Source organism: Lysinibacillus louembei, assembly GCF_033880585.1.
GTDB classification, from domain to species: domain Bacteria; phylum Bacillota; class Bacilli; order Bacillales_A; family Planococcaceae; genus Metasolibacillus; species Metasolibacillus louembei.
In genome coordinates, this window is record NZ_CP137624.1 from 21,571 (window position 1) to 40,621 (window position 19,051).

General features: G+C 39.0%; 19 protein-coding genes. 1 reads left to right on the plus strand and 18 read right to left on the minus strand.

The genetic code is table 11. From position 1 onward, the window contains the following. Position 1 precedes the first annotated feature (1 nt). From R6U77_RS00150 to pdhA, 18 genes are all read right to left on the minus strand, one after another. On the minus strand, positions 2 to 334 hold the full coding sequence (locus R6U77_RS00150; protein ID WP_319836939.1) for a PRD domain-containing protein: 333 nt from the start codon (positions 332 to 334) through the stop codon (positions 2 to 4). Then, complete coding sequence (locus tag R6U77_RS00155; protein ID WP_319836940.1) at positions 331 to 1,455, minus strand: amidohydrolase/deacetylase family metallohydrolase; 1,125 nt, start codon at positions 1,453 to 1,455, stop codon at positions 331 to 333. The genes R6U77_RS00150 and R6U77_RS00155 overlap by 4 nt, the downstream gene beginning before the upstream one ends. An 11-nt stretch (positions 1,456 to 1,466) precedes the next feature. Next, entirely contained in the window at positions 1,467 to 3,308 is a 1,842-nt protein-coding gene (locus R6U77_RS00160) for a BglG family transcription antiterminator (RefSeq protein ID WP_319836941.1), read from the minus strand. A 385-nt stretch (positions 3,309 to 3,693) separates the two neighbouring features. Beyond that, the gene (locus R6U77_RS00165; protein ID WP_066169608.1) at positions 3,694 to 3,846 is read right to left on the minus strand and encodes a YpzG family protein; all 153 of its coding nucleotides are present in this window, start codon (positions 3,844 to 3,846) and stop codon (positions 3,694 to 3,696) included. A gap of 47 nt (positions 3,847 to 3,893) precedes the next feature. Further along, positions 3,894 to 4,166, minus strand: coding sequence for a UPF0223 family protein (locus R6U77_RS00170; RefSeq protein WP_319836942.1), 273 nt, complete (start codon positions 4,164 to 4,166; stop codon positions 3,894 to 3,896). A gap of 20 nt (positions 4,167 to 4,186) precedes the next feature. Continuing rightward, positions 4,187 to 5,146 carry an NAD(P)H-dependent flavin oxidoreductase gene (locus R6U77_RS00175; protein ID WP_319836943.1) on the minus strand — a complete coding sequence of 320 codons (960 nt, stop codon included), beginning with the start codon at positions 5,144 to 5,146 and terminating at the stop codon, positions 4,187 to 4,189. Between the two features lie 30 nt (positions 5,147 to 5,176). Next, positions 5,177 to 5,854: an LrgB family protein gene (locus R6U77_RS00180; protein WP_319836944.1), complete on the minus strand. Its 678-nt coding sequence runs from the start codon at positions 5,852 to 5,854 to the stop codon at positions 5,177 to 5,179. Position 5,855: 1 nt separating this feature from the next. Next, complete coding sequence (locus R6U77_RS00185; protein WP_319836945.1) at positions 5,856 to 6,233, minus strand: CidA/LrgA family protein; 378 nt, start codon at positions 6,231 to 6,233, stop codon at positions 5,856 to 5,858. A gap of 80 nt (positions 6,234 to 6,313) precedes the next feature. Next, on the minus strand, positions 6,314 to 7,096 hold the full coding sequence (locus R6U77_RS00190; protein WP_319836946.1) for an SDR family NAD(P)-dependent oxidoreductase: 783 nt from the start codon (positions 7,094 to 7,096) through the stop codon (positions 6,314 to 6,316). A gap of 192 nt (positions 7,097 to 7,288) precedes the next feature. Further along, positions 7,289 to 8,815, minus strand: a complete 1,527-nt coding sequence (locus tag R6U77_RS00195; protein ID WP_319836947.1) for a tripartite tricarboxylate transporter permease — start codon at positions 8,813 to 8,815, stop codon at positions 7,289 to 7,291. A gap of 14 nt (positions 8,816 to 8,829) precedes the next feature. Further along, the gene (locus R6U77_RS00200) at positions 8,830 to 9,282 is read right to left on the minus strand and encodes a tripartite tricarboxylate transporter TctB family protein (RefSeq protein ID WP_319836948.1); all 453 of its coding nucleotides are present in this window, start codon (positions 9,280 to 9,282) and stop codon (positions 8,830 to 8,832) included. 56 nt (positions 9,283 to 9,338) lie between these two features. Next, positions 9,339 to 10,349 carry a Bug family tripartite tricarboxylate transporter substrate binding protein gene (locus R6U77_RS00205; RefSeq protein ID WP_319836949.1) on the minus strand — a complete coding sequence of 337 codons (1,011 nt, stop codon included), beginning with the start codon at positions 10,347 to 10,349 and terminating at the stop codon, positions 9,339 to 9,341. A gap of 182 nt (positions 10,350 to 10,531) precedes the next feature. Beyond that, complete coding sequence (locus R6U77_RS00210; RefSeq protein WP_319836950.1) at positions 10,532 to 11,221, minus strand: response regulator; 690 nt, start codon at positions 11,219 to 11,221, stop codon at positions 10,532 to 10,534. A 3-nt stretch (positions 11,222 to 11,224) separates the two neighbouring features. Beyond that, positions 11,225 to 12,826: a sensor histidine kinase gene (locus R6U77_RS00215; protein ID WP_319836951.1), complete on the minus strand. Its 1,602-nt coding sequence runs from the start codon at positions 12,824 to 12,826 to the stop codon at positions 11,225 to 11,227. A gap of 99 nt (positions 12,827 to 12,925) precedes the next feature. Further along, positions 12,926 to 14,338: a dihydrolipoyl dehydrogenase gene (lpdA, locus tag R6U77_RS00220; RefSeq protein ID WP_293922429.1), complete on the minus strand. Its 1,413-nt coding sequence runs from the start codon at positions 14,336 to 14,338 to the stop codon at positions 12,926 to 12,928. A 4-nt stretch (positions 14,339 to 14,342) separates the two neighbouring features. Continuing rightward, entirely contained in the window at positions 14,343 to 15,653 is a 1,311-nt protein-coding gene (locus R6U77_RS00225; RefSeq protein WP_319836952.1) for a dihydrolipoamide acetyltransferase family protein, read from the minus strand. A gap of 19 nt (positions 15,654 to 15,672) precedes the next feature. Further along, positions 15,673 to 16,650, minus strand: a complete 978-nt coding sequence (locus R6U77_RS00230) for an alpha-ketoacid dehydrogenase subunit beta (protein ID WP_293922425.1) — start codon at positions 16,648 to 16,650, stop codon at positions 15,673 to 15,675. Between the two features lie 3 nt (positions 16,651 to 16,653). Continuing rightward, entirely contained in the window at positions 16,654 to 17,769 is a 1,116-nt protein-coding gene (gene pdhA / locus R6U77_RS00235; protein ID WP_293922423.1) for a pyruvate dehydrogenase (acetyl-transferring) E1 component subunit alpha, read from the minus strand. A 587-nt stretch (positions 17,770 to 18,356) separates the two neighbouring features. Here pdhA and def point away from each other — a divergent pair. After that, positions 18,357 to 18,914 (plus strand): peptide deformylase, encoded by a 558-nt coding sequence (gene def, locus R6U77_RS00240; protein ID WP_319836953.1) that lies wholly within the window; start codon positions 18,357 to 18,359, stop codon positions 18,912 to 18,914. Positions 18,915 to 19,051: the final 137 nt, after the last annotated feature.

Genomic DNA, 19,051 nt, shown 5'->3' on the forward strand with positions numbered 1-19,051 from the left:
CCTAATTGTTTAATTTTGCTGCTTCAAAATGAATAGATAATAAATATTTTTCATCTGCATGTAAGTTCGGTAATAGCTTACAAACAGTTGCTGCAAGCTCAATCGACTGTGGCGAAACCTCGCTAAACATCGCGCTATCTAATGGTTGAATTGGCTCATTGTGAATAGAGCGATAAAGCATCGCTGATAAATGGGAAGCTAATGACAGCCATTGTGTTTCATTCATGCTGACCCCTTCTTGTGCTATAATCTCCTTTGTCTCTGCTAATAGTTGATGGCACCTTTCTACATCGCCACTTCTTTCAATAATTTTCTCCATCTCTAATGCTGTCATTGACGAAACACCACTCTTCCATTTCTTACTGTCATTTTCGGCTGTAGCACACGATTTGCGACTAAAACGACTCCCTCTGAGTCGACAAGATTTGTTACCTTATCCTGCAATGTGAAAAGCGTTAAATCTGCTCTTGTACCATGCCTCAGCGTCCCTTGCTCTGTTAAACTGATTGCCTGTGCTGCACGAATCGTCACAGCTCGGACGACCTCTTCTAGCGTAAAGCCTAATTCTAAAAGCTTCGTCATTGTCAGCATTAAGCTCCCTACTGGATTATCATAATTATTCAAATAAATATCCGTGCTAATTGAAAATGGCTCTGTATAATTTTCCTTAAACTTACGCAATGTTTGATAGCTAAAGCTTGATGTACCATGTCCAACATCAAATAACACACCGCGCTGTAATGCCTCTGCTGCCGAATCTAGCAAATAGCCTTCCTCATTTAAAATGCCATTCTTTTTACCATGAAAGGCATGTGTGACAACATCGCCTTGCTCTAATAAAGGAAACACTTCATTTAAATAAGGTGGTGGATTCCCGATATGCACCATAATCGGCTTCTGCAAGGCATCCGCTAATTGCCGCGCATGCTCCAATGGGGCAATACCTTGCTCCTTGACAACCGAGCCGCTCATTCTCGCCTTCAACCCAACAATTTGTGGCTCATTAGCGAATATTTCCTTCGCTTCCTCTATGCTCATTAAGCTTTTAGGGTCAGCTAGCTCTGATAGCCCAGCACCTAAGCCATCCTTTGCAATATTCAAAAAAGCTAAAACCTCTGTTTCACTTTGCTCAATAACTGTCTCCTTTAGTAGCTGATAATTCGCATAGCCTGAGCTTCCTGCATCAACAATTGTCGTTACTCCCTGCATAATTCCTACTAAATCTGCTGCAATGCCTAATGTTGTAGCATCCTTGAAAACATGAACATGTAAATCAATAAAGCCCGGTGCGATACATGCTCCCTCTGCATCGATATACTCAATATTTGGGCCTTGTGCAAGCACATCTTTGCTATCTGCCAATTTGCCATCAATAATACCTATTTCCTTTTGCTCAATCCCACTTTTCTCAGGATCAATGACAAAGCCATTTTGAATAATTGTGTAACTACTCATATGTCCACCTCCTATTTTAAATATTGTAAAAGTGCCATCAGCTCAGCTCTTTGAACGCTCACTTGTAGTTGCTCAAGAATTTTCTTTAATGTTTCTATATCCCCTTGTTGCTTTTCTGACAGCGATTGATTCGTATAAAGAAAATCATCATATTGCTTATCAAAATAACTGCGATGGACCATTAAAAAAATATGAAATTGCAGCCCTTGTTTGCGTTCTTCTCGAATATCCTTTTGAAATACCATTGATATTTCATGAAATATTTCAAAGCCTTTCAGCATAATTTCTAGACTTACTTGCTCAGACTCCTCATTTGCTAATCGCGCGTTATGATGTGGCAAGCTCGGTTGATAGGAGTAGCCATCCTTTAGAAGTGGCTTGACATGCTCTCGAATCATTTCAATATCACGCTTCGTTGGAATTGCCTCCACAACAATGACAGGAATAGTTGATTGAATCGGAAAAACACTAATAATTAAATCGACTTGCTCTCGCTTACATAATTCTTCCACTTCCATAATGGAGCAGTAGCCAACAATTTCAATATCGTGAATTTCCTTCTCCACTCTCGTTTTAATTAATCGTGCAACTCCCCCGCCTGTAGCACAAACATATAAGCCTCGTACTTTACGTTTCGTCGCAAAAGTATTTTCATAGGAGCTTAAAAAATGCAGTGCAATTAATGAAATAAAGGCATCATGATTAATAACGGCAGATAAACCGAGATGAATTTGGCAGGCTTCTGTAATGTTTTTAAACAATCTAGGATAATCCGCTTTTATTTCATCTGCAAAAGGGTTTACTTCTGATACATTAAATACCCCTTTATTTAAGCGTAAGGATAAATGTGCAAATAAACGATTAAATAATTTGGGGTCCTTGCTATAGTCCATTCCTTCCTTTTCACTCACATATTGAATAACCTGATTCGTTACAATCGTTAAATCAATACCTCTCGCATCTTTTGCAATATCACCTGATAAGTATAAAAATTCATTATGTAATAACGGCAGCTCTAGCTCCGTCAAAACATTTTCCATCAACGTTAGCATGAATAAGGAGGCATCATCCGTGTACAAGCTTTTATTGAGAACTCGGTAGCCATCAATTGTTTGCCCTTTCTCCAAGCGCACAATAGAAATTGTCAGACGGATTAATAGCAAAATTAAATCAGATTGGTGGAATAGCTGTGCAATAGCTGGTGTATATAATTTTTTTAAATGCCGCTCTGCTATTTTGAACATCGAAAGCAGCGTTGCATCCATTAAAAATTGCTGCTCCGACTCCCCTTCATCTGTCGTAATTCGTGTCATAATTTGATAAATCTCATAGTTTGTTAAATTCGCGTAAATAAGGTGCTCCATAAATAGTCGCATATTCAGCTCTGCACCTATGAATCGATAGCCTTTACGCTTCATTCGCTCCAGCTGTATCATCCATGGCTCCACATACTCACTGACAAAATTCATATCGCTTAAAATCGTATTGCGACTTACTTGTAAATTTTCAGCTAAAGCATTTGCTGTCACATAATCCTGACTTAAAAACATCGTCACTAAAATTCGCTGTAGTCTAACATTTTGATCTGGACTTTGCCTCCATCTCTCATCACCAAGCAATTGCTGTAACGCTGTCTTACGCATGCAATCATCACAAGTTACCCATATTCCCTTATTCGGCTGAGCGTGTACGGTGATTTGCTGACGCTGAAACCATTCCTTCACATGCTCAAGATCATACTTAATTGTTCTTGTACTAACGGCGAAGTCCTGCGATAAATCCTTTGTTTTCATAGGTAACTTTGCTTCGAGAAGCTTAATCGCAATCTTCAGCTCTCTTTCGCTCAACATCATCTCATCACCCCCATGAATACCCATACTTGAAATCGCTTACACATCTTTATTCTAGTCAGTATTTTCTGAATATTAAAGACCAAATGCTTTCCCTCCTAATGGTGAAGTAATTTTCATTGAGCAAGAAAGAAGGTGTCTAAAAAGTAGGCTAGTGCACCACTTTTCAGACACCTTTTCATTATGTATTAATGTTAGGTTATTTTAAATGTTTAATGCCTCTTAAAACAGCAGAGCTCACAGTAAGCTCTGCTATTTTTCGTTGTTATGAGCGAATTTCACATTTGGTTGGGCGATTTTCACGCTCCATTGGGCGAATTAGGTCTTTATACCCACAAAAAAAGCCTCCGCAACGATTTCTCGCTTGCGGAGGCTTCATTCACTTTAGCTAGAGCTGTTTCGATTTGGCAGCAGTTCTCAGCATTTGGTTGTGGAGTGTTACCTCCGTTTCACCATTTACTTGAGATTTTTGCTGCTTGTTTCTCGTCCAGTTCTGGTGGATTTTTTGAGATTTCGGGTCTAGCTCGTCCTTCTTGCTCATTTGTTCCGCCTCCTCTGTACAAAAGTGAAATCGTTATTAGTATGCACTTATTTGATGCGAATAATCACACCGTCTGCGGATTCTTTTGCTTCTTTGACTACTTTATAGCTGACATAGCCACTTGCTTTTTCGAAATCACGGAAAATCGTTTTTTCCTCCGCCTGTGAAGGAACAACTTCCTTGAAACGACGATATTTTGCCATTACTTCCTCACGTTTAATGCCTTTTTCATAGGCAGCCTCGACAACCTCAAAAAAATGTACGACATCGACCATTTCCTCTGTTGTCCAATCTGTTGATAGTGGATAAGAATATTCCATTTCACGTACCTACCTTTTCATTATTCGCTCCATTTTACACGAATCGCAGTGGCCTGTGCAACCATACGCTCAATTAGCTCTGCAACTGTGGGCACATCTTGGATTAAGCCTGCTACTTGTCCCGCCCAACCGAAGCCTGATGCACTTTCACCATCATAAATAAAGCGTTGATTTGCCTTGCCACTAATCAAATCTTTCAATGCTTCATATGTTGGTGTTTCGCTTTCTACTTGTAAAATACGTTCTGTAAATTCATTGCGCAATGCACGAGCTGGTGCGCCAATCGAACGTTTAATAACGGTTGTATCATATTCTGCACTGTGTAAAAGTGCTTCTTTATAAGCATTGGAGGCATGTACACATTCCTTTGTTGCAATAAAACGTGTGCCCATTTCGATGCCCTCTGCACCAAGAGCGTGTGCTGCCATCCAGCCACGTCCATCTCCAATACCACCTGATGCAATTACTGGAATAGAAACATGGTCAACTACTTGTGGTACCAACACCATTGTACCAACATCATCACGTCCTAAATGTCCACCACCTTCCTGTCCAACAACCATCACAGCGTCTGCTCCTAGCTCCTCCGCCTTTTGTGCTTGGCGTCGTGCCGCTACAAGAACAAGCTTTTTACATGGTGCATCCTTTAGCAAATCAAAAATTGGTGCTGGATTGCCACCTGTTATTGTCACAACAGGTACTTCCATTTCAGCTGCAACCCTCACCATCTCCTCATAGTCTTTCCCATGTTGACCGATTGCATAATTAACACCAAAAGGTTTATTTGTTAATGTGCGAACCTTTTCAATTTCCCTGCGTAAATCATCAGGAGTTGCCAAGCTCATTGCAGTAATTTGCCCAAGCCCTCCTGCATTCGATACAGCTGCTGCTAAATCTGCATATGCTAAGTAGGCAAGTCCTCCTTGAATGATTGGGTATTCAATATTTAAAAGCTGTGTAATACGTGTTTCCCATTTCACAAAAAATCCCCCTTTATTTCCTCGGAAATACTATAAAAAAACAAGCGCAAACAATGGACAAATAAATGCTCCTAACACTGCGCTTAAGCCCATTGCTAATGAGCCAATTGATATATCCTTTTCCCCATACTCTGTCAATTTCGATACCCCAACACCATGTGAGGCACTACCAAGTGAAACACCTCGGCTAATTGCTGTATCAATTTTTGCTAATTTAAAAATGATAGGACCTAACAACGCACCAGTAAAGCCTGCAATCATGACAAGCAATGCAGACAATGGCACAATACCACCAATTGTTTCGCTCACTTGCATGGCAATCGGTGTTGTTAATGATTTTGGTAATGCTGTTAATAGAAATGCATGTGATGCTTTAAAGCCTTTCAACAATAAAAAAACGCTAACTAGCCCTGATAGCATCGCTACAAGCAAGCTTGAAAGTATAGAATATTTATATTGAAAAACAAGCTTACGTTGGTTATACAATGGGTATGCAAGTGCTACAACAGCAGGCCCTAGCATTTTATGAATCCATTGTCCGCCTTCCATATATGTAGAATATGGAATTTTAAATATTAATAGCACAGCAACAAGTGTAATTGCTGTTGTCAAAATTGGTAGCATGTAAGGCTTGCTCCATTTTGCATAAAGTCTTTGATAAATTAAAAATAAACCGACTGTACTAAAAATGGCTAAAATTGCTTGCATATCATTGCTCACCATCCTTTGCGGCTGCTTCCTTTTTCTCAATCCACTGACTCCATTTACCTGTCAATGCAATTGTGAAAAGCGTGCTAACAATAACGGCTAAAATTAAGTATAAACCCGCCTTTGACAACAGCTCTGGATGATCGACTACACCAATTGTTGATGGAATAAAAAATAATGTTAAAAAGGCTAGGAAAAATGTTGCCCCATCTTGAATATATTGTACTTTTATTAATTTGAAGTAGAGCGATAGCCATAATAAAATAAGCCCTACAATGCTTGCAGGAATAAAAATACCTGTTAAATTCACAATGACAACACCTAGGTAATAATAAATTGTTAGTATACCAATTTGAGCAATTGTTCGTATAATTTGCATAACAAAGACCTCTTTTCTTCCCACATATTGTACGCTCTCCGAAATAATATGTCTACAAGGGCTGAAAAGAAAAGGTGGTGCTATAAAGCCCCACCAGAACCACCATCAATATTTATTGAAGTACCTGTTACATATGAAGATGCATTTGAAGCTAAAAATGTAATAACATTTGCGGCTTCCTCAGTGTTACCAATTCGCCCTAAAGGAATCGTTTCACCCACTTTTTGCGAATATTCCTCCCATGTTAAGTTAGGTTCATCATTTTTCCAGCGCTTTTCAATTTGATCACTGCGGATAAGCCCGATGCATACTGCATTGACACGAATATTATATTTTCCTAAATCCTTGCTCATTGCCTTTGTTAAAGCAAGACCTGCCGCACGGCTAACTGTTGTTGGCAATGAGGATGCAGGTGGCGTTTTTGCTAATACAGCCGTGACATTAATAATCGAGCCACCACCTGCTGCCTTCATATGTGGAATTGCTGCTTTTGAGCTATTCACTGCACCAAATAATTTTAAATCTAAATCGCTTTGCCATAGCTCGCTGCCCACTTGCTCAAATGGATTAGCAGATGCTGTCCCTGCATTGTTCACTAAAATATCAAGTCGTCCGAAATGCTCAACTGCTTTCGTCACAACTTTCTGACATTCCTTTTCCTTTGTTATATCAGCGGGCACGATTAACACCTGTGCACCTGTTTTTTCTTTAATCGCCGCAGCAGCAACCTCCAGCTGCTTTTCACCACGCGCACATAACACAACAGATGCCCCCTCTTGTGCAAGCTGCAATGCTGTATAATAGCCAATTCCTTTACTTCCTCCTGTAATGATTGCTACTTTCCCTGTTAAACCTAGCTCCATCCATAATTGCCCCCTATCTAGTTAATTCATCTATAATTATATGAAAATTCCGTAAATATTTCACCTATTGGAACTTTACGATGAATTGTGTGTAAATTGTGTGTGTGCCTGGCACCCACACAAAAAAACTTGAAAACATAAGCGTTTTCAAGTCTTTGTCATCATAATTGTGTGCGTGCCTGACACCTAATCTTAATCCTCTTCATTTACAATCACTTTACGTCCTGAGAATTTTAATAATAATGGTACTGCTAACCATAAAATCGCAACAATTAAAAATACTAGTGATAGGGGCTTTGTGACAAAGATGCTCCAGTCACCATTTGAAATTGTTAAAGCACGACGCATATTGTTTTCAATCATTGGTCCTAATACTAATGCTAGTACAAGCGGTGCTACTGGATAGTCATGCTTTGATAATATGTAACCTAGCACACCACAGCCTAGCAATAAATATAAATCGAATGTTGTATATTGTACTGCGTATACACCAAAAAAAGAAATAGCTACAATGATTGGTAATAAGTATTTTTTCGGTGTTTGAATAATTTTTGCAAATACACGAATCAACGGCATATTTAATACAAGTAACATTAAGTTGCCGATAAACATACTTGCAATTAAGCCCCATGCTACATTTGGATGATCTTCAAATAATAGTGGACCTGGCTGCACATTGTACATAATTAATGCACCCATTAAAATAGCTGTTGTTCCTGAGCCAGGGATACCTAATGTTAATAAAGGAATCATCGCTCCACCAGATGCTGCATTGTTAGCAGACTCGGGTCCTGCCACACCCGCAATATTCCCTTTTCCGAAAGAATCAGGATTTTTGCTTACCTTTTTCTCCGTGATATAGGAGAAGAATGAAGCAAGTGTTGCTCCTGCACCAGGTAATACCCCAATAAAGAAGCCTAGTAAAGAGCCACGTGTAATTGGCATTGCACTTTCCTTTAAATCTTGCTTTGTTGGCAATACACGGTTAATTTTTGCAACAGGCTCATCAGCTGTATCCTTCTCTAAAACTGTTTTAATCACTTCACCTAAAGCAAATAAACCTACGGCAATCGTTAAAAACTCTAAGCCACCAAATAAAACAGGCTGATTAAATGTAAAACGGGCGATTCCTGATACTGCATCAATCCCAATTGTACCTAACATTAACCCTGCAACTGTCATAATTAATGCTTTCGTCATCGACTTTCCTGCTAAGCCACTGACAGCAGCTAAACCAAGTAGCATTAATGAAAAATATTCAGCTGGACCAAATTTCAATGCAACCTTTGACAAAGGCTGTGCTAAAATAACTAAACCTAGTAACGCCACAATCCCTGCAACGAATGAACCAATTGCAGCAATCGACAATGCCGATCCTGCACGCCCTTGCTGTGCCATTTGATAACCATCTAATGCTGTCACAACAGAAGAGGATTCTCCTGGCGTATTTAATAATATCGATGTCGTTGAGCCACCATACATTGCTCCATAGTAAACACCTGCTAATAAAATGATGGAGCTAGCTGCTGCCGATTCTAATGGCATTCCTGCTGTTAAAGTAGCAGTTACTGGAATTAATAAAGCGACACCACTCATCGGTCCAATCCCTGGTAACACACCGACTGCTGTTCCAATGACTACGCCGACTAAAGCAAATAAAATATTATGCCACTGAAAAGCTATCGCAAAGCCATCCATTAAATATTGTAATGTGCCCATTAGCTACACTCCTTTCACGAAAATAGTGGGAACTTCGGTAACGCTCCCCCAAGTAAATTGACATAAAATAAATAAACACCGAAGGAAAATACTGCTGATATAATCAATGTATAAATAATTTTTCCGCGTTCCATCGTTTGGAAGGCAATGACTAAAAATAAAAATGTCGCCACAACATAGCCGATAATTTCTAAGAAAAAGGCATAGCCAAGTGCTGCCCCAAAAATAATAGCAAACTTACTATAGTTCAATTTTTCCTTTTCCGTATTGCCTTCTTTTACTTTCGCTGTAAAAGCTTCATACAATAAACGCAAACTTAAAATAGCTAAAATAATACCTAAAATTAATGGAAAAGTTTTTGGCCCTACAGTCGAGCCATATGCATTATTTGAAATATTTAAGCTCCCTACAATAAATAAAATACCAATTGCTAAAAAAACAACCACTGCGATTTTATCAAATTTCATGCTTACACCTCCTATTAAGAAAGGAGCGACCTGCTATTCAGTCGCCCCTGCGCATATTATTTATGCATATCTAAGGCTTTTAGTAAATCACCAATGACCACTTCTTGCTCTTCTAAAAATTTAGTGAAATCTGCTGCATTGCGATATTCTGCCGCCCAGCCATTACGCTCTAACTCCGCTTTCCATTCATCCGTTTCTACCATTTCGGCTAGCTTCTCTTCCCAATATGCCTTTGCACCATCTGACATATTTTTCGGTCCGAACAGTCCACGCCAAATTGTAAATTCTGCATCGACACCAGCTTCAGCAAATGTTGGTACATCCGCTAAATCGCCTGTTAAACGTTCTGTCGAGCTAACTGCTAATACTTTTACATCACCAGAACGAAGATATGAACCAATCGTCGAAGCATCTGTTGCAATCGCATCAGCATTGTTACCTAGCAATGCTGCAATCGCTTCACCACCACCATCATACGATACATATTTCACTGTTTTTGGGTCAATGCCGTATTTGTATGCTGGTAATACTGCTACTAAATGATCCATCGAACCTGGTGCAGAACCGCCTGCTAATGTTACAGCTTGTGGATCTGCTTTAATAGCTTCTAATAAATCTGTTAATGTATTAAATGGTGAATCTTTACCGACAACAATTGCACCATAATCGCGCGTTAATTGTGCTAACGGTGTTGTATCTTTGTAGCCGTATGGGCTATTGCCCTCTGCTTTTAAATTATTAATTAAAATTGGTGGTGATTTTGTCATTAGCATATAATCGTTATTTGCTTCTTTTGTGGCATACTGCGCCATAAATACAGCACCGCCGCCACCCGCTTTATTTTCTACAGTAATCGCTTTGTCCACCAATTTTGTTTCAGACATAATTTTAACAATTGATCGAGCCGTTAAATCCCAACCGCCACCAGCCCCTGATGGTGCAACGATTGTAATATTGCTTGTTGGATAGTTTTCCCCTGAATTTTTAGAGCCACCTGAATCACCACATGCAGCTAATCCTAAACTTAAGACAAGCGCAGCCCCTAAACCACTAAGCTTTCTCCACATAATTAATCCCCCTTAAAACTATTATTATGAATCTATATACACCTTAATTGAAAGCGTATACATTTCACAATATTACGACTATTAGTTCTAAATTGTTTATTAATACATATTCTGTTCATAATGTTCACAGATTGTAAAACGACAAAGAGCTGTCAGAAAAGCCTTTGCTTTTCTAACAGCTCTCATTTTGTTGCAATCAAATAACGACGCTCAGGTCGCCCTACTGTACCATATAATAATTCAGTTACGACAATGCTTTCTGTAACTAAATATTCTAAATAGCGCCTTGCAGTAGAGCGACTAATACCTAGCTGTTTGCCGAGCTCCTCTGCACTAATTCCTTCTGTGCTTGTTTTTAAATGCTCGACAATTTTATCTTTTGTTAATGGATCAATTCCCTTTGGTGTTAAACTGCTAACGGCTACTTGCCCAGAAGAATAACGCCAAATTGCTTCAATTTCATATTCAGTTAATTTATCCTTTTGCTCTAACAACACTCGCTTTTCCAAATAAGCTTCTAAGCTTTGTTTAAAGCGTTCAAATGTTAATGGCTTTAAAATATAATCTACTACACCGCCGCGAAATGCTTTTTTTAAAATTTCTGTTTCCGCTGCAGCCGTAATAAAAATCACATCTGTATTCGGGCTTTTTTCCTTAATGAATACTAATATATCTATTCCTAATTTATCTGGAAAATACACATCCAATAAAACTAAATCTGGCTGAAATGATTCAATCCAATCAAAGGACTCCTCTGCACTATGTGCAATCCCAATAATATCAAAGCCTTCTATACGCTCAATAAATTTACGATGAATATGAGCAATTCGAACATCATCCTCCACAATTAATACTTCAACAGCCTTATTCACTCCCTACTCCCCCTCTTGCTTTTGAATCACTATAATAAATAATGCCCCACCTAAATCCCCTTTTTCTGTATAAATGACACCGCCTAGCTCCTGCACATTTTCGTATACCTTTAATAGACCATAGCCACGGCGCTCTGTTAAATACGATTTTGTTGTCACACGCTTTGTAAATAAAGCTTCATTTACTTCTTCACTAAGCCCCTCTCCGCTATCTTCTACTTCAATAATAATCTCTTGACCATTATCATAAATAAGCACACGTACAATGCGTTCATCTTCTGCTAAGTGCTCTACTGCTTCAAACGCATTTGTCATCAAATTACCAAAAACAGAGACAAATAAATGCTTTTGAAGATAGTTCGGTAAAACTGCTAAGCTACTATCCTCATCTAGAATAAGCTTCACCTTTAATTCCTTTGCTCGATTAAAAAATCCAATCAATATCCCGCTTAAAAAAGGGTCCTTTAACCTTTTAGACAGAAATTGTATTAAATTATCCTGCTCAGCACGCTCACTATGGATTAAATCTAATACCTCTTCATAGCTTTGTAGCTGTACAAGCCCAGATATTGTATACAAAAAATTATTGTACTCATGTGTTTGTGCACGCAATGCCTCCGTATATTTTTTAACTTGTGACAGCTCCATTGCAAGCTGATCAATTTCTGACTGTAAACGAAAGCTCGCTACTGCCCCAACAACCTGTTCACCGCTCCAAATTGGCACGCGATTTACAACCGCCATTTTCCCTCTTATCTCCATAGAACGATCCAGCTGCTTTTCTCCTGTTGATAATACTTCTAATAAGTGCGTATTTGGTAAAATATCATCAATTTTTCTGCCAACAAGTGGGACAGTTTCAGGCAAGGATAATGTTTCATGTGCGGCATGGTTCACCATCGTGATACAGCCTTTATCGTCAATCATAATAATGCCTTCACGTACAGATTCAATTAAAGCATTGCGCTGCTTTAATAATGTGGCAATTTCAATAGGCTCATAATCGAGCAGCTCTTTTTTTATTTTACGTGATAGCATACTTGTTGCAATGACACCAAAAAGAATACCTAGTAAAATAATAAACAATATATTATCAGCATATTGCCAAAAAACGGCGCTCATTTTTGTTTTTAAAAAGCCAACTGAAATAACACCGATAATATTGCCTGCTTCATCAAAAACAGGAGCCTTTCCTCTTATAGCAGGTCCCAATGAGCCTGTAGCCTCTGATATATAGGCTTCGCCTTGCAGCAGTGCTCTTTCATTATCATCTCCTACCATTGATTGACCAATACGCTCTACAATAGGATGTGCATAACGTATACCATTGACATCGCCAATTACAACATATTCGGAATTTGTCAATTGTCTAATTTCTTCAGCAATTGGCTGCAACACCTCACTCGGATTTTGTGCGTGAAAGCCTGCAATAATATCTGCTCTTTTTGCTGTTGTTTGTGCAATACTTAAAGCTTTTAATCCAATTTCTCTTTCAATTGCTTGTGATAAGGTGAAATAAAAAGATATACCTGTAGCGACGGTTATAAAAATAATAAAAAGCACATTGTATCTAAACATTTTAGCTTGCATCGTTTGTTGTTTCATAAATGCCTCACATCTGTTGTCATAATATACTAGCAATTATAACAATTTAAAAGCATAAAAAAAATCCTTTGCCAAAATTAGCAAAGGACTTTTTTTATATTATTTCGTTACGATATGGATTGGGTTGCCTAGTAATACTTCAGCAGCTTCCATTGTAATTTCACCTAATGTTGGGTGAGCGTGAATTGTTAATGCGATATCTTCTGCTGTCATACCAGCTTCGATTGCAAGACCCATTTCAGCGATCATATCAGATGCACCCGCACCAACGATTTGAGCGCCTACTAATAAGCCATCTTCTTTGCGCGCAACAAGCTTCACGAAGCCTTCTGTTGCATTTAACGCTAAAGCACGACCGTTAGCAGCGAATGGGAATTTAGCAGCAGTTACTTCTAAACCTTCTGCTTTTGCTTGCTCTTCTGAGTAACCAACTGTTGCAAGCTCTGGATCTGTGAAGCATACAGCAGGAATTGCTAAGTAGTCTACTACAGAATGCTCACCAGCGATTGCTTCAGCAGCAATTTTACCTTCGTAAGAAGCTTTATGTGCAAGCTGGAAGCCTGGCACGATATCTCCGATTGCATAAATGTTTGGTAATGAAGTACGGCATTGCTTGTCAACGTCGATTAAACCACGTTCACCGAATTTGATGCCGATTTCTTCAAGACCCATTTCATCCGTGTTTGGACGGCGACCTACTGTTACTAATACGTAGTCAGCTTCAACCGTTTTTTCTTCTCCGCCCACTTCATATGTTACAACAACGCCTGTGTCGCTTTCTTCTACACCTTTAGCTGATGCGCCAACTACTACTTCAACGCCTTTTTTCTTTAAGCCTTTTTTCACGATTTGTGTCATTTGCTTTTCGAAACCAGCTAAAATGTCTTTTCCGCCTTCGATAATTGTTACTTGTGTACCAAGGTTTGCATAAGATGAACCTAACTCAGTACCGATGTAACCACCACCGATAACAATTAATTTTTCAGGTACTTCTGGTAAAGAAAGTGCACCTGTAGAATTAATTACACGCTTCGTAAATTTAAATGTTGGAATCTCGATTGGACGAGAACCAGTCGCTAAAATTGCGTTTTTAAATGTGTAAGTTTGAGCAGAATCTTCATTGATTACACGAACAGTGTTCGCATCAACAAAATATGCTTCACCTTTTACGATGTCTACTTTATTACCTTTTAGTAAGCCTTCAACACCGCCAACTAATTTCTTTACAACACCATCTTTGAAAGCTTGGGCTTTTGCCCAGTCAAGCTTCACATCTGTTGCTAGGATACCCATATCATCAGAATGTTTTGCTTGCTCAAAACGGTGACCTACAGAAATTAAAGCTTTTGATGGGATACAGCCAACATTTAAGCATACACCACCTAAGTTACCTTTTTCTACGATTGTCACTTTTTGACCTGTTTGTGCTGCGCGAATTGCTGCTACATATCCACCAGGGCCTGCTCCTACGACTAGAGTGTCTAATTCGATTGGGAAATCTCCTACTACCATTATTTTACGCCTCCATTAATAATAAGTCTGGCTCACTTAGCAAACGCTTTAAGTAATTTAATGCATTTTGCCCAGTGGCTCCATCAATCATGCGATGGTCAAAGCTCAATGATAATGCTAACACAGGTGCAGCTACAATTTCACCATTTTTTATTACAGGTTTTTCTGTAATACGTCCAATTCCTAGAATTGCAACCTCTGGATGGTTGATTACTGGTGTAAACCATTGTCCACCAGCAGAGCCGATATTCGTAATTGACATTGAAGCACCTTTCATTTCTTGTGGTGCTAATTTACCTTCACGTGCTTTTACAGCTAAATCATTAATTGAGTTTGAAATAGCGAATAATGATTTGCGATCTGCATGCTTGATAACTGGTACAAGCAAGCCTTTCTCTGTATCCGCCGCAATACCGATATTATAGTAATGCTTTTGAATGACTTCTTGTGTCGTATCGTCAAGCGAACGGTTGAATTCTGGGAATTCACGCAATGTGGCAATTAACGCTTTTACTACATATGGTAAGTATGTTAATTTCACACCTTTTTCTGCCGCCATATCTTTGAATTTTTTACGATGTGCAACAAGTGCTGTTACATCTACTTCATCCATTAATGTAACGTGCGGTGCTGTTTGTTTTGAATGTACCATCGCTTTAGCAATTGCCTTGCGAATACCTGACATTTTCTCGCGTGTTTCTGGGAAATCGCCCTCTAATACGACTGGTGCAGCTTGTGAAGCTTCAGTAGTAGCTTCTACTGCTACTTCTTCTACTTGTGCTTGTGCTGATTCAGCAACAACCTCTTGTCCACCTGCTAAGAATTTCTCGATATCCTCTTTCAATACGCGGCCGTTTTTGCCAGAGCCTACAACAGCATGGATGTCTACGCCTTTTTCACGTGCATATTTGCGCACTGATGGCATCGCAATAATACGTTTATTATCCTCTACTTTTGCTGTTTCTTCAACAGGTGCCTTTTCTACTGGTTGACCAGCTTCTGCTGTTGCTTGTACTTGTGCCTCTGTTGTAGCTTCGGCAGCATGGTCGTCACCTTTTAATTTTAAATCTTCGTAGCCTGGTGCATCGAAGCGAATTAATACATCGCCTACAACTGCTACTACACCTTCTGCTACTAATACTTCTTCTACAGTACCTTCGACTGGAGATGGAATTTCAACGACTGCTTTATCATTTTGTACTTCACATAAAATATCGTCTTCTTTTACTTGATCGCCAGCTTTTACGAACCACTTAACGATCTCGCCTTCATGAATTCCTTCCCCAATGTCTGGTAAACGGAAATTAAATGCCATATTTGTCACCCTCACTTCATTAGAATGTTAAAACTTTTTTCGCCGTTTCCATTACATCTTTATACGTTGGTAACCATACACCTTCTGCTTGTGGGAATGGATAAATTGTATCTGGAGCTGCTACGCGTAAAACTGGTGCTTCTAAGCTTAAAATTGCACGCTCTGTAATTTCTGCTACAACGTTCGCTGCAATACCTGCTTGCTTTTGCGCTTCTTGTACAACGACTGCGCGACCTGTTTTTTCCACAGAAGCGATAATTGTTTCGATATCTAAAGGCTGAATTGTACGTAAGTCAACAACTTCTACTGAATAGCCTTCTTTTTCTAATTCTTCTGCTGCTTTTAAGCTTTCATGTACCATTAAGCCGTATGCAATAATTGATAGGTCTTTCCCTTCACGCTTTACATCCGCTTTGCCAAGTGGAACTGTGTAAGACTCTTCAGGCACCTCTTCACGGAATGAACGGTAAAGTTTTAAATGCTCTAAGAAAATAACTGGGTCATTATCACGAATTGATGAAATTAATAATCCTTTTGCGTCATAAGGTGTTGATGGAATAACAACTTTTAAACCTGGTTGCTGTGCCATTAAACCTTCTAAGCTGTCTGAGTGCATCTCTGGCGTGTGTACACCACCACCGAATGGTGAACGAATTGTTACAGGCGCATTGTATGTACCACCTGAACGATAGCGTAAACGAGCTAATTGCCCGCTAATTGAGTCCATTACTTCATAGACGAAGCCGAAAAATTGAATTTCTGGTACAGGACGGAATCCCTCAAGAGCTAAACCGATCGCTAAGCCCCCGATTCCTGATTCTGCAAGAGGTGTATCGAATACTCGGTCTACACCAAATTCTTTTTGTAAGCCTTCCGTTGCACGGAATACCCCGCCGTTTACACCAACGTCTTCCCCAAATACTAGAACGTTCTCATCGTTCTGTAATTCGCAACGTAGTGCATCCGTAATCGCTTGAATCATCGTCATTTGTGCCATAGCTTATTTCGACTCCTTCTCTTTATAAATTGCATACTGTTCTTGTAAGTTATATGGCATTTCACTTGCATGCATATTTTCAATTAATTCCGTTACTTTTTGTTTCGGTGCTTGGTCAGCTAATTTAATCGCTTCTTTAATTTCTTCCTTCGCACGCTCAATTACTTCTTCCTCTTTTTGCTCAGACCATAAACCTTTTGCTTCTAAATATTTACGGAAGCGCACGATTGGGTCTTTCGCTGCCCACTCGTTATCTGTATCTGCTGTACGGTAACGTGTTGGGTCATCCCCTGCCATTGTATGTGGACCATAACGGTAACACATTGTTTCAATTAACGTTGGGCCTTCGCCGCGAACTGCGCGCTCACGTGCATCGCGTGTCGCTACATACACTGCTAATGGGTCCATACCGTCTACTAATACGCTTGGAATACCTGCTGCAATCCCTTTTTGGGCAATTGTTTTTGCAGAAGTTTGCAATTCACGTGGTGTTGAAATTGCGTATTGGTTGTTTTGTACGATAAAGATTGCTGGTGATTTGAACGCACCTGCAAAGTTGATTCCTTCATAGAAATCACCTTGTGATGAACCACCATCACCTGTATACGTAATTGCTACTGATTTTTTACCGCGCTTTTGTAAGCCAAGTGCAACACCAGCTGCTTGAATGTATTGAGCACCAATAATAATTTGTGGAGCTAAAACATTTACGCCTTCTGGTACTTGGTTACCAATAAAGTGACCGCGGCTAAATAAGAATGCTTTCCATAAAGGTAAACCATGCCATACGATTTGTGGTACATCACGGTAGCCTGGTAAAATCCAGTCTTCTTTTTCAAGTGCAAAATGAGAAGCAAGCTGTGATGCTTCTTGTCCAGCCGTTGGCGCATAGAAACCTAAACGTCCTTGACGGTTTAAAGAAATCGAACGTTGGTCTAAAATACGTGTGTAAACCATACGTGTCATTAATTCAACAAGCTCTTCATCCGATAAATTCGGATTCGCTTCTTCATTAACGATTTCCCCTTCTTCATTTAAAATTTGGAACATCTGAAATTTATCTTCAATTTCATGTAACGTTGCTGTTGGATCAAATTTGTTCAAAATATTTTCACCCATGTGTAGTACAACTCCCTTTCAACTGTATTAAAAAATAATTAATAATTATTAGTACAACAAATTCTTCTCCTTGAGTATAAATAATAAAATTGTATCGGTCAATCATTTGTTATTCTTTATTAAGCACATTTCTTCATATTTCGACATCCAAAATGAAAACGCTCTCTCTGTTATACATTAGCAACTAATCTGTATTATAACAAATGACTAATTCATACGTATTCAGCTTTTAAACATACTGCTGAATACCTTGACCATTGTTTATCATGCGCTTTTTTTACTAAATCAATTACAGCTCAGATAACTCTCGTTCGAATTTTTTCAAGCTCGAAAACTCCTCTTCTAAAATAGAGCGGTAAGTTTTCTAAGCTTGATACTTTTCATCAAAAATAAGCAATACTTCTGCGGTTACCCATCGCAAAATCCCTGACATCCGCCGGAGACTTTATCAGCATTCATCCCTCCACCTGTAGAAGTGGAGGGATGAATGCTGAATTCTGATAAATTCTGAGCTTTTGGCGTTGAACAGCTAGCGACATATTGTATACTGATAAAAGAGAGTTTAAATAGAGAAAGGAAGCTTTTTTATGATTTTAATGGAACATATTATACGTGAAGGTCATCCAATACTGCGTACTCGTACTGAGGAAGTTGCATTTCCTTTAACTACGGAAGACCGCAAATTAGCGGAGGATATGCTGCAATACTTAAAGAATAGCCAAAATGAGGAAGTTGCTGAGAAATATGGTTTACGCCCAGGCATTGGCTTGGCAGCTAATCAAGTAAATAGCTTAAAGCGCATGTTTGCCCTACATTTAACAGACGATAATGGAGAGCAATTTAGCTTTGTAGCAATCAATCCAAAAATCGTTAGCCACTCTGTTGAACAAACATATATTGAATCTGGAGAAGGCTGTCTTTCTGTTGATCGTGCTGTACCTGGTTATGTTCCTCGCTATGCACGTATTACAGTTAAATTTACAACAATAGATGGCGAAGAGAAAAAACTACGCTTAAAAGGTTTGTCTGCTATCGCCTTCCAGCATGAGCTAGATCATTTAAATGGCATCATGTTTTATGATCGTATTAACGAGCAAAATCCATTTGCTGAAATACCAGACGCAACGCCATTTATTCGAGAATAAGCGCTGTTGGAGCGTGTGTCCATCTCATTTTTTGCTGTTTAAAAATGACTTTCTAAGTAGCCCAATCAAAGTTGTTTGAAAAGGTACATATCTTTTCAAACAACTTTTTTTATTTAACCTAATTTTAACCTCTATCT

Bases quoted from the DNA above. Each gene is read 5' to 3' on its own strand.
- R6U77_RS00150 (WP_319836939.1), bottom strand. From the start codon at position 334: ATGACAGCATTAGAGATGGAGAAAATTATTGAAAGAAGTGGCGATGTA.
- R6U77_RS00155 (WP_319836940.1), bottom strand. From the start codon at position 1,455: ATGAGTAGTTACACAATTATTCAAAATGGCTTTGTCATTGATCCTGAG.
- R6U77_RS00160 (WP_319836941.1), bottom strand. From the start codon at position 3,308: ATGATGTTGAGCGAAAGAGAGCTGAAGATTGCGATTAAGCTTCTCGAA.
- R6U77_RS00165 (WP_066169608.1), bottom strand. From the start codon at position 3,846: ATGAGCAAGAAGGACGAGCTAGACCCGAAATCTCAAAAAATCCACCAG.
- R6U77_RS00170 (WP_319836942.1), bottom strand. From the start codon at position 4,166: ATGGAATATTCTTATCCACTATCAACAGATTGGACAACAGAGGAAATG.
- R6U77_RS00180 (WP_319836944.1), bottom strand. From the start codon at position 5,854: ATGCAAGCAATTTTAGCCATTTTTAGTACAGTCGGTTTATTTTTAATT.
- R6U77_RS00185 (WP_319836945.1), bottom strand. From the start codon at position 6,233: ATGCAAATTATACGAACAATTGCTCAAATTGGTATACTAACAATTTAT.
- R6U77_RS00190 (WP_319836946.1), bottom strand. From the start codon at position 7,096: ATGGAGCTAGGTTTAACAGGGAAAGTAGCAATCATTACAGGAGGAAGT.
- R6U77_RS00195 (WP_319836947.1), bottom strand. From the start codon at position 8,815: ATGGGCACATTACAATATTTAATGGATGGCTTTGCGATAGCTTTTCAG.
- R6U77_RS00200 (WP_319836948.1), bottom strand. From the start codon at position 9,282: ATGAAATTTGATAAAATCGCAGTGGTTGTTTTTTTAGCAATTGGTATT.
- R6U77_RS00205 (WP_319836949.1), bottom strand. From the start codon at position 10,349: ATGTGGAGAAAGCTTAGTGGTTTAGGGGCTGCGCTTGTCTTAAGTTTA.
- R6U77_RS00215 (WP_319836951.1), bottom strand. From the start codon at position 12,826: ATGAAACAACAAACGATGCAAGCTAAAATGTTTAGATACAATGTGCTT.
- lpdA (WP_293922429.1), bottom strand. From the start codon at position 14,338: ATGGTAGTAGGAGATTTCCCAATCGAATTAGACACTCTAGTCGTAGGA.
- R6U77_RS00225 (WP_319836952.1), bottom strand. From the start codon at position 15,653: ATGGCATTTAATTTCCGTTTACCAGACATTGGGGAAGGAATTCATGAA.
- R6U77_RS00230 (WP_293922425.1), bottom strand. From the start codon at position 16,650: ATGGCACAAATGACGATGATTCAAGCGATTACGGATGCACTACGTTGC.
- pdhA (WP_293922423.1), bottom strand. From the start codon at position 17,769: ATGGGTGAAAATATTTTGAACAAATTTGATCCAACAGCAACGTTACAT.
- def (WP_319836953.1), top strand. From the start codon at position 18,357: ATGATTTTAATGGAACATATTATACGTGAAGGTCATCCAATACTGCGT.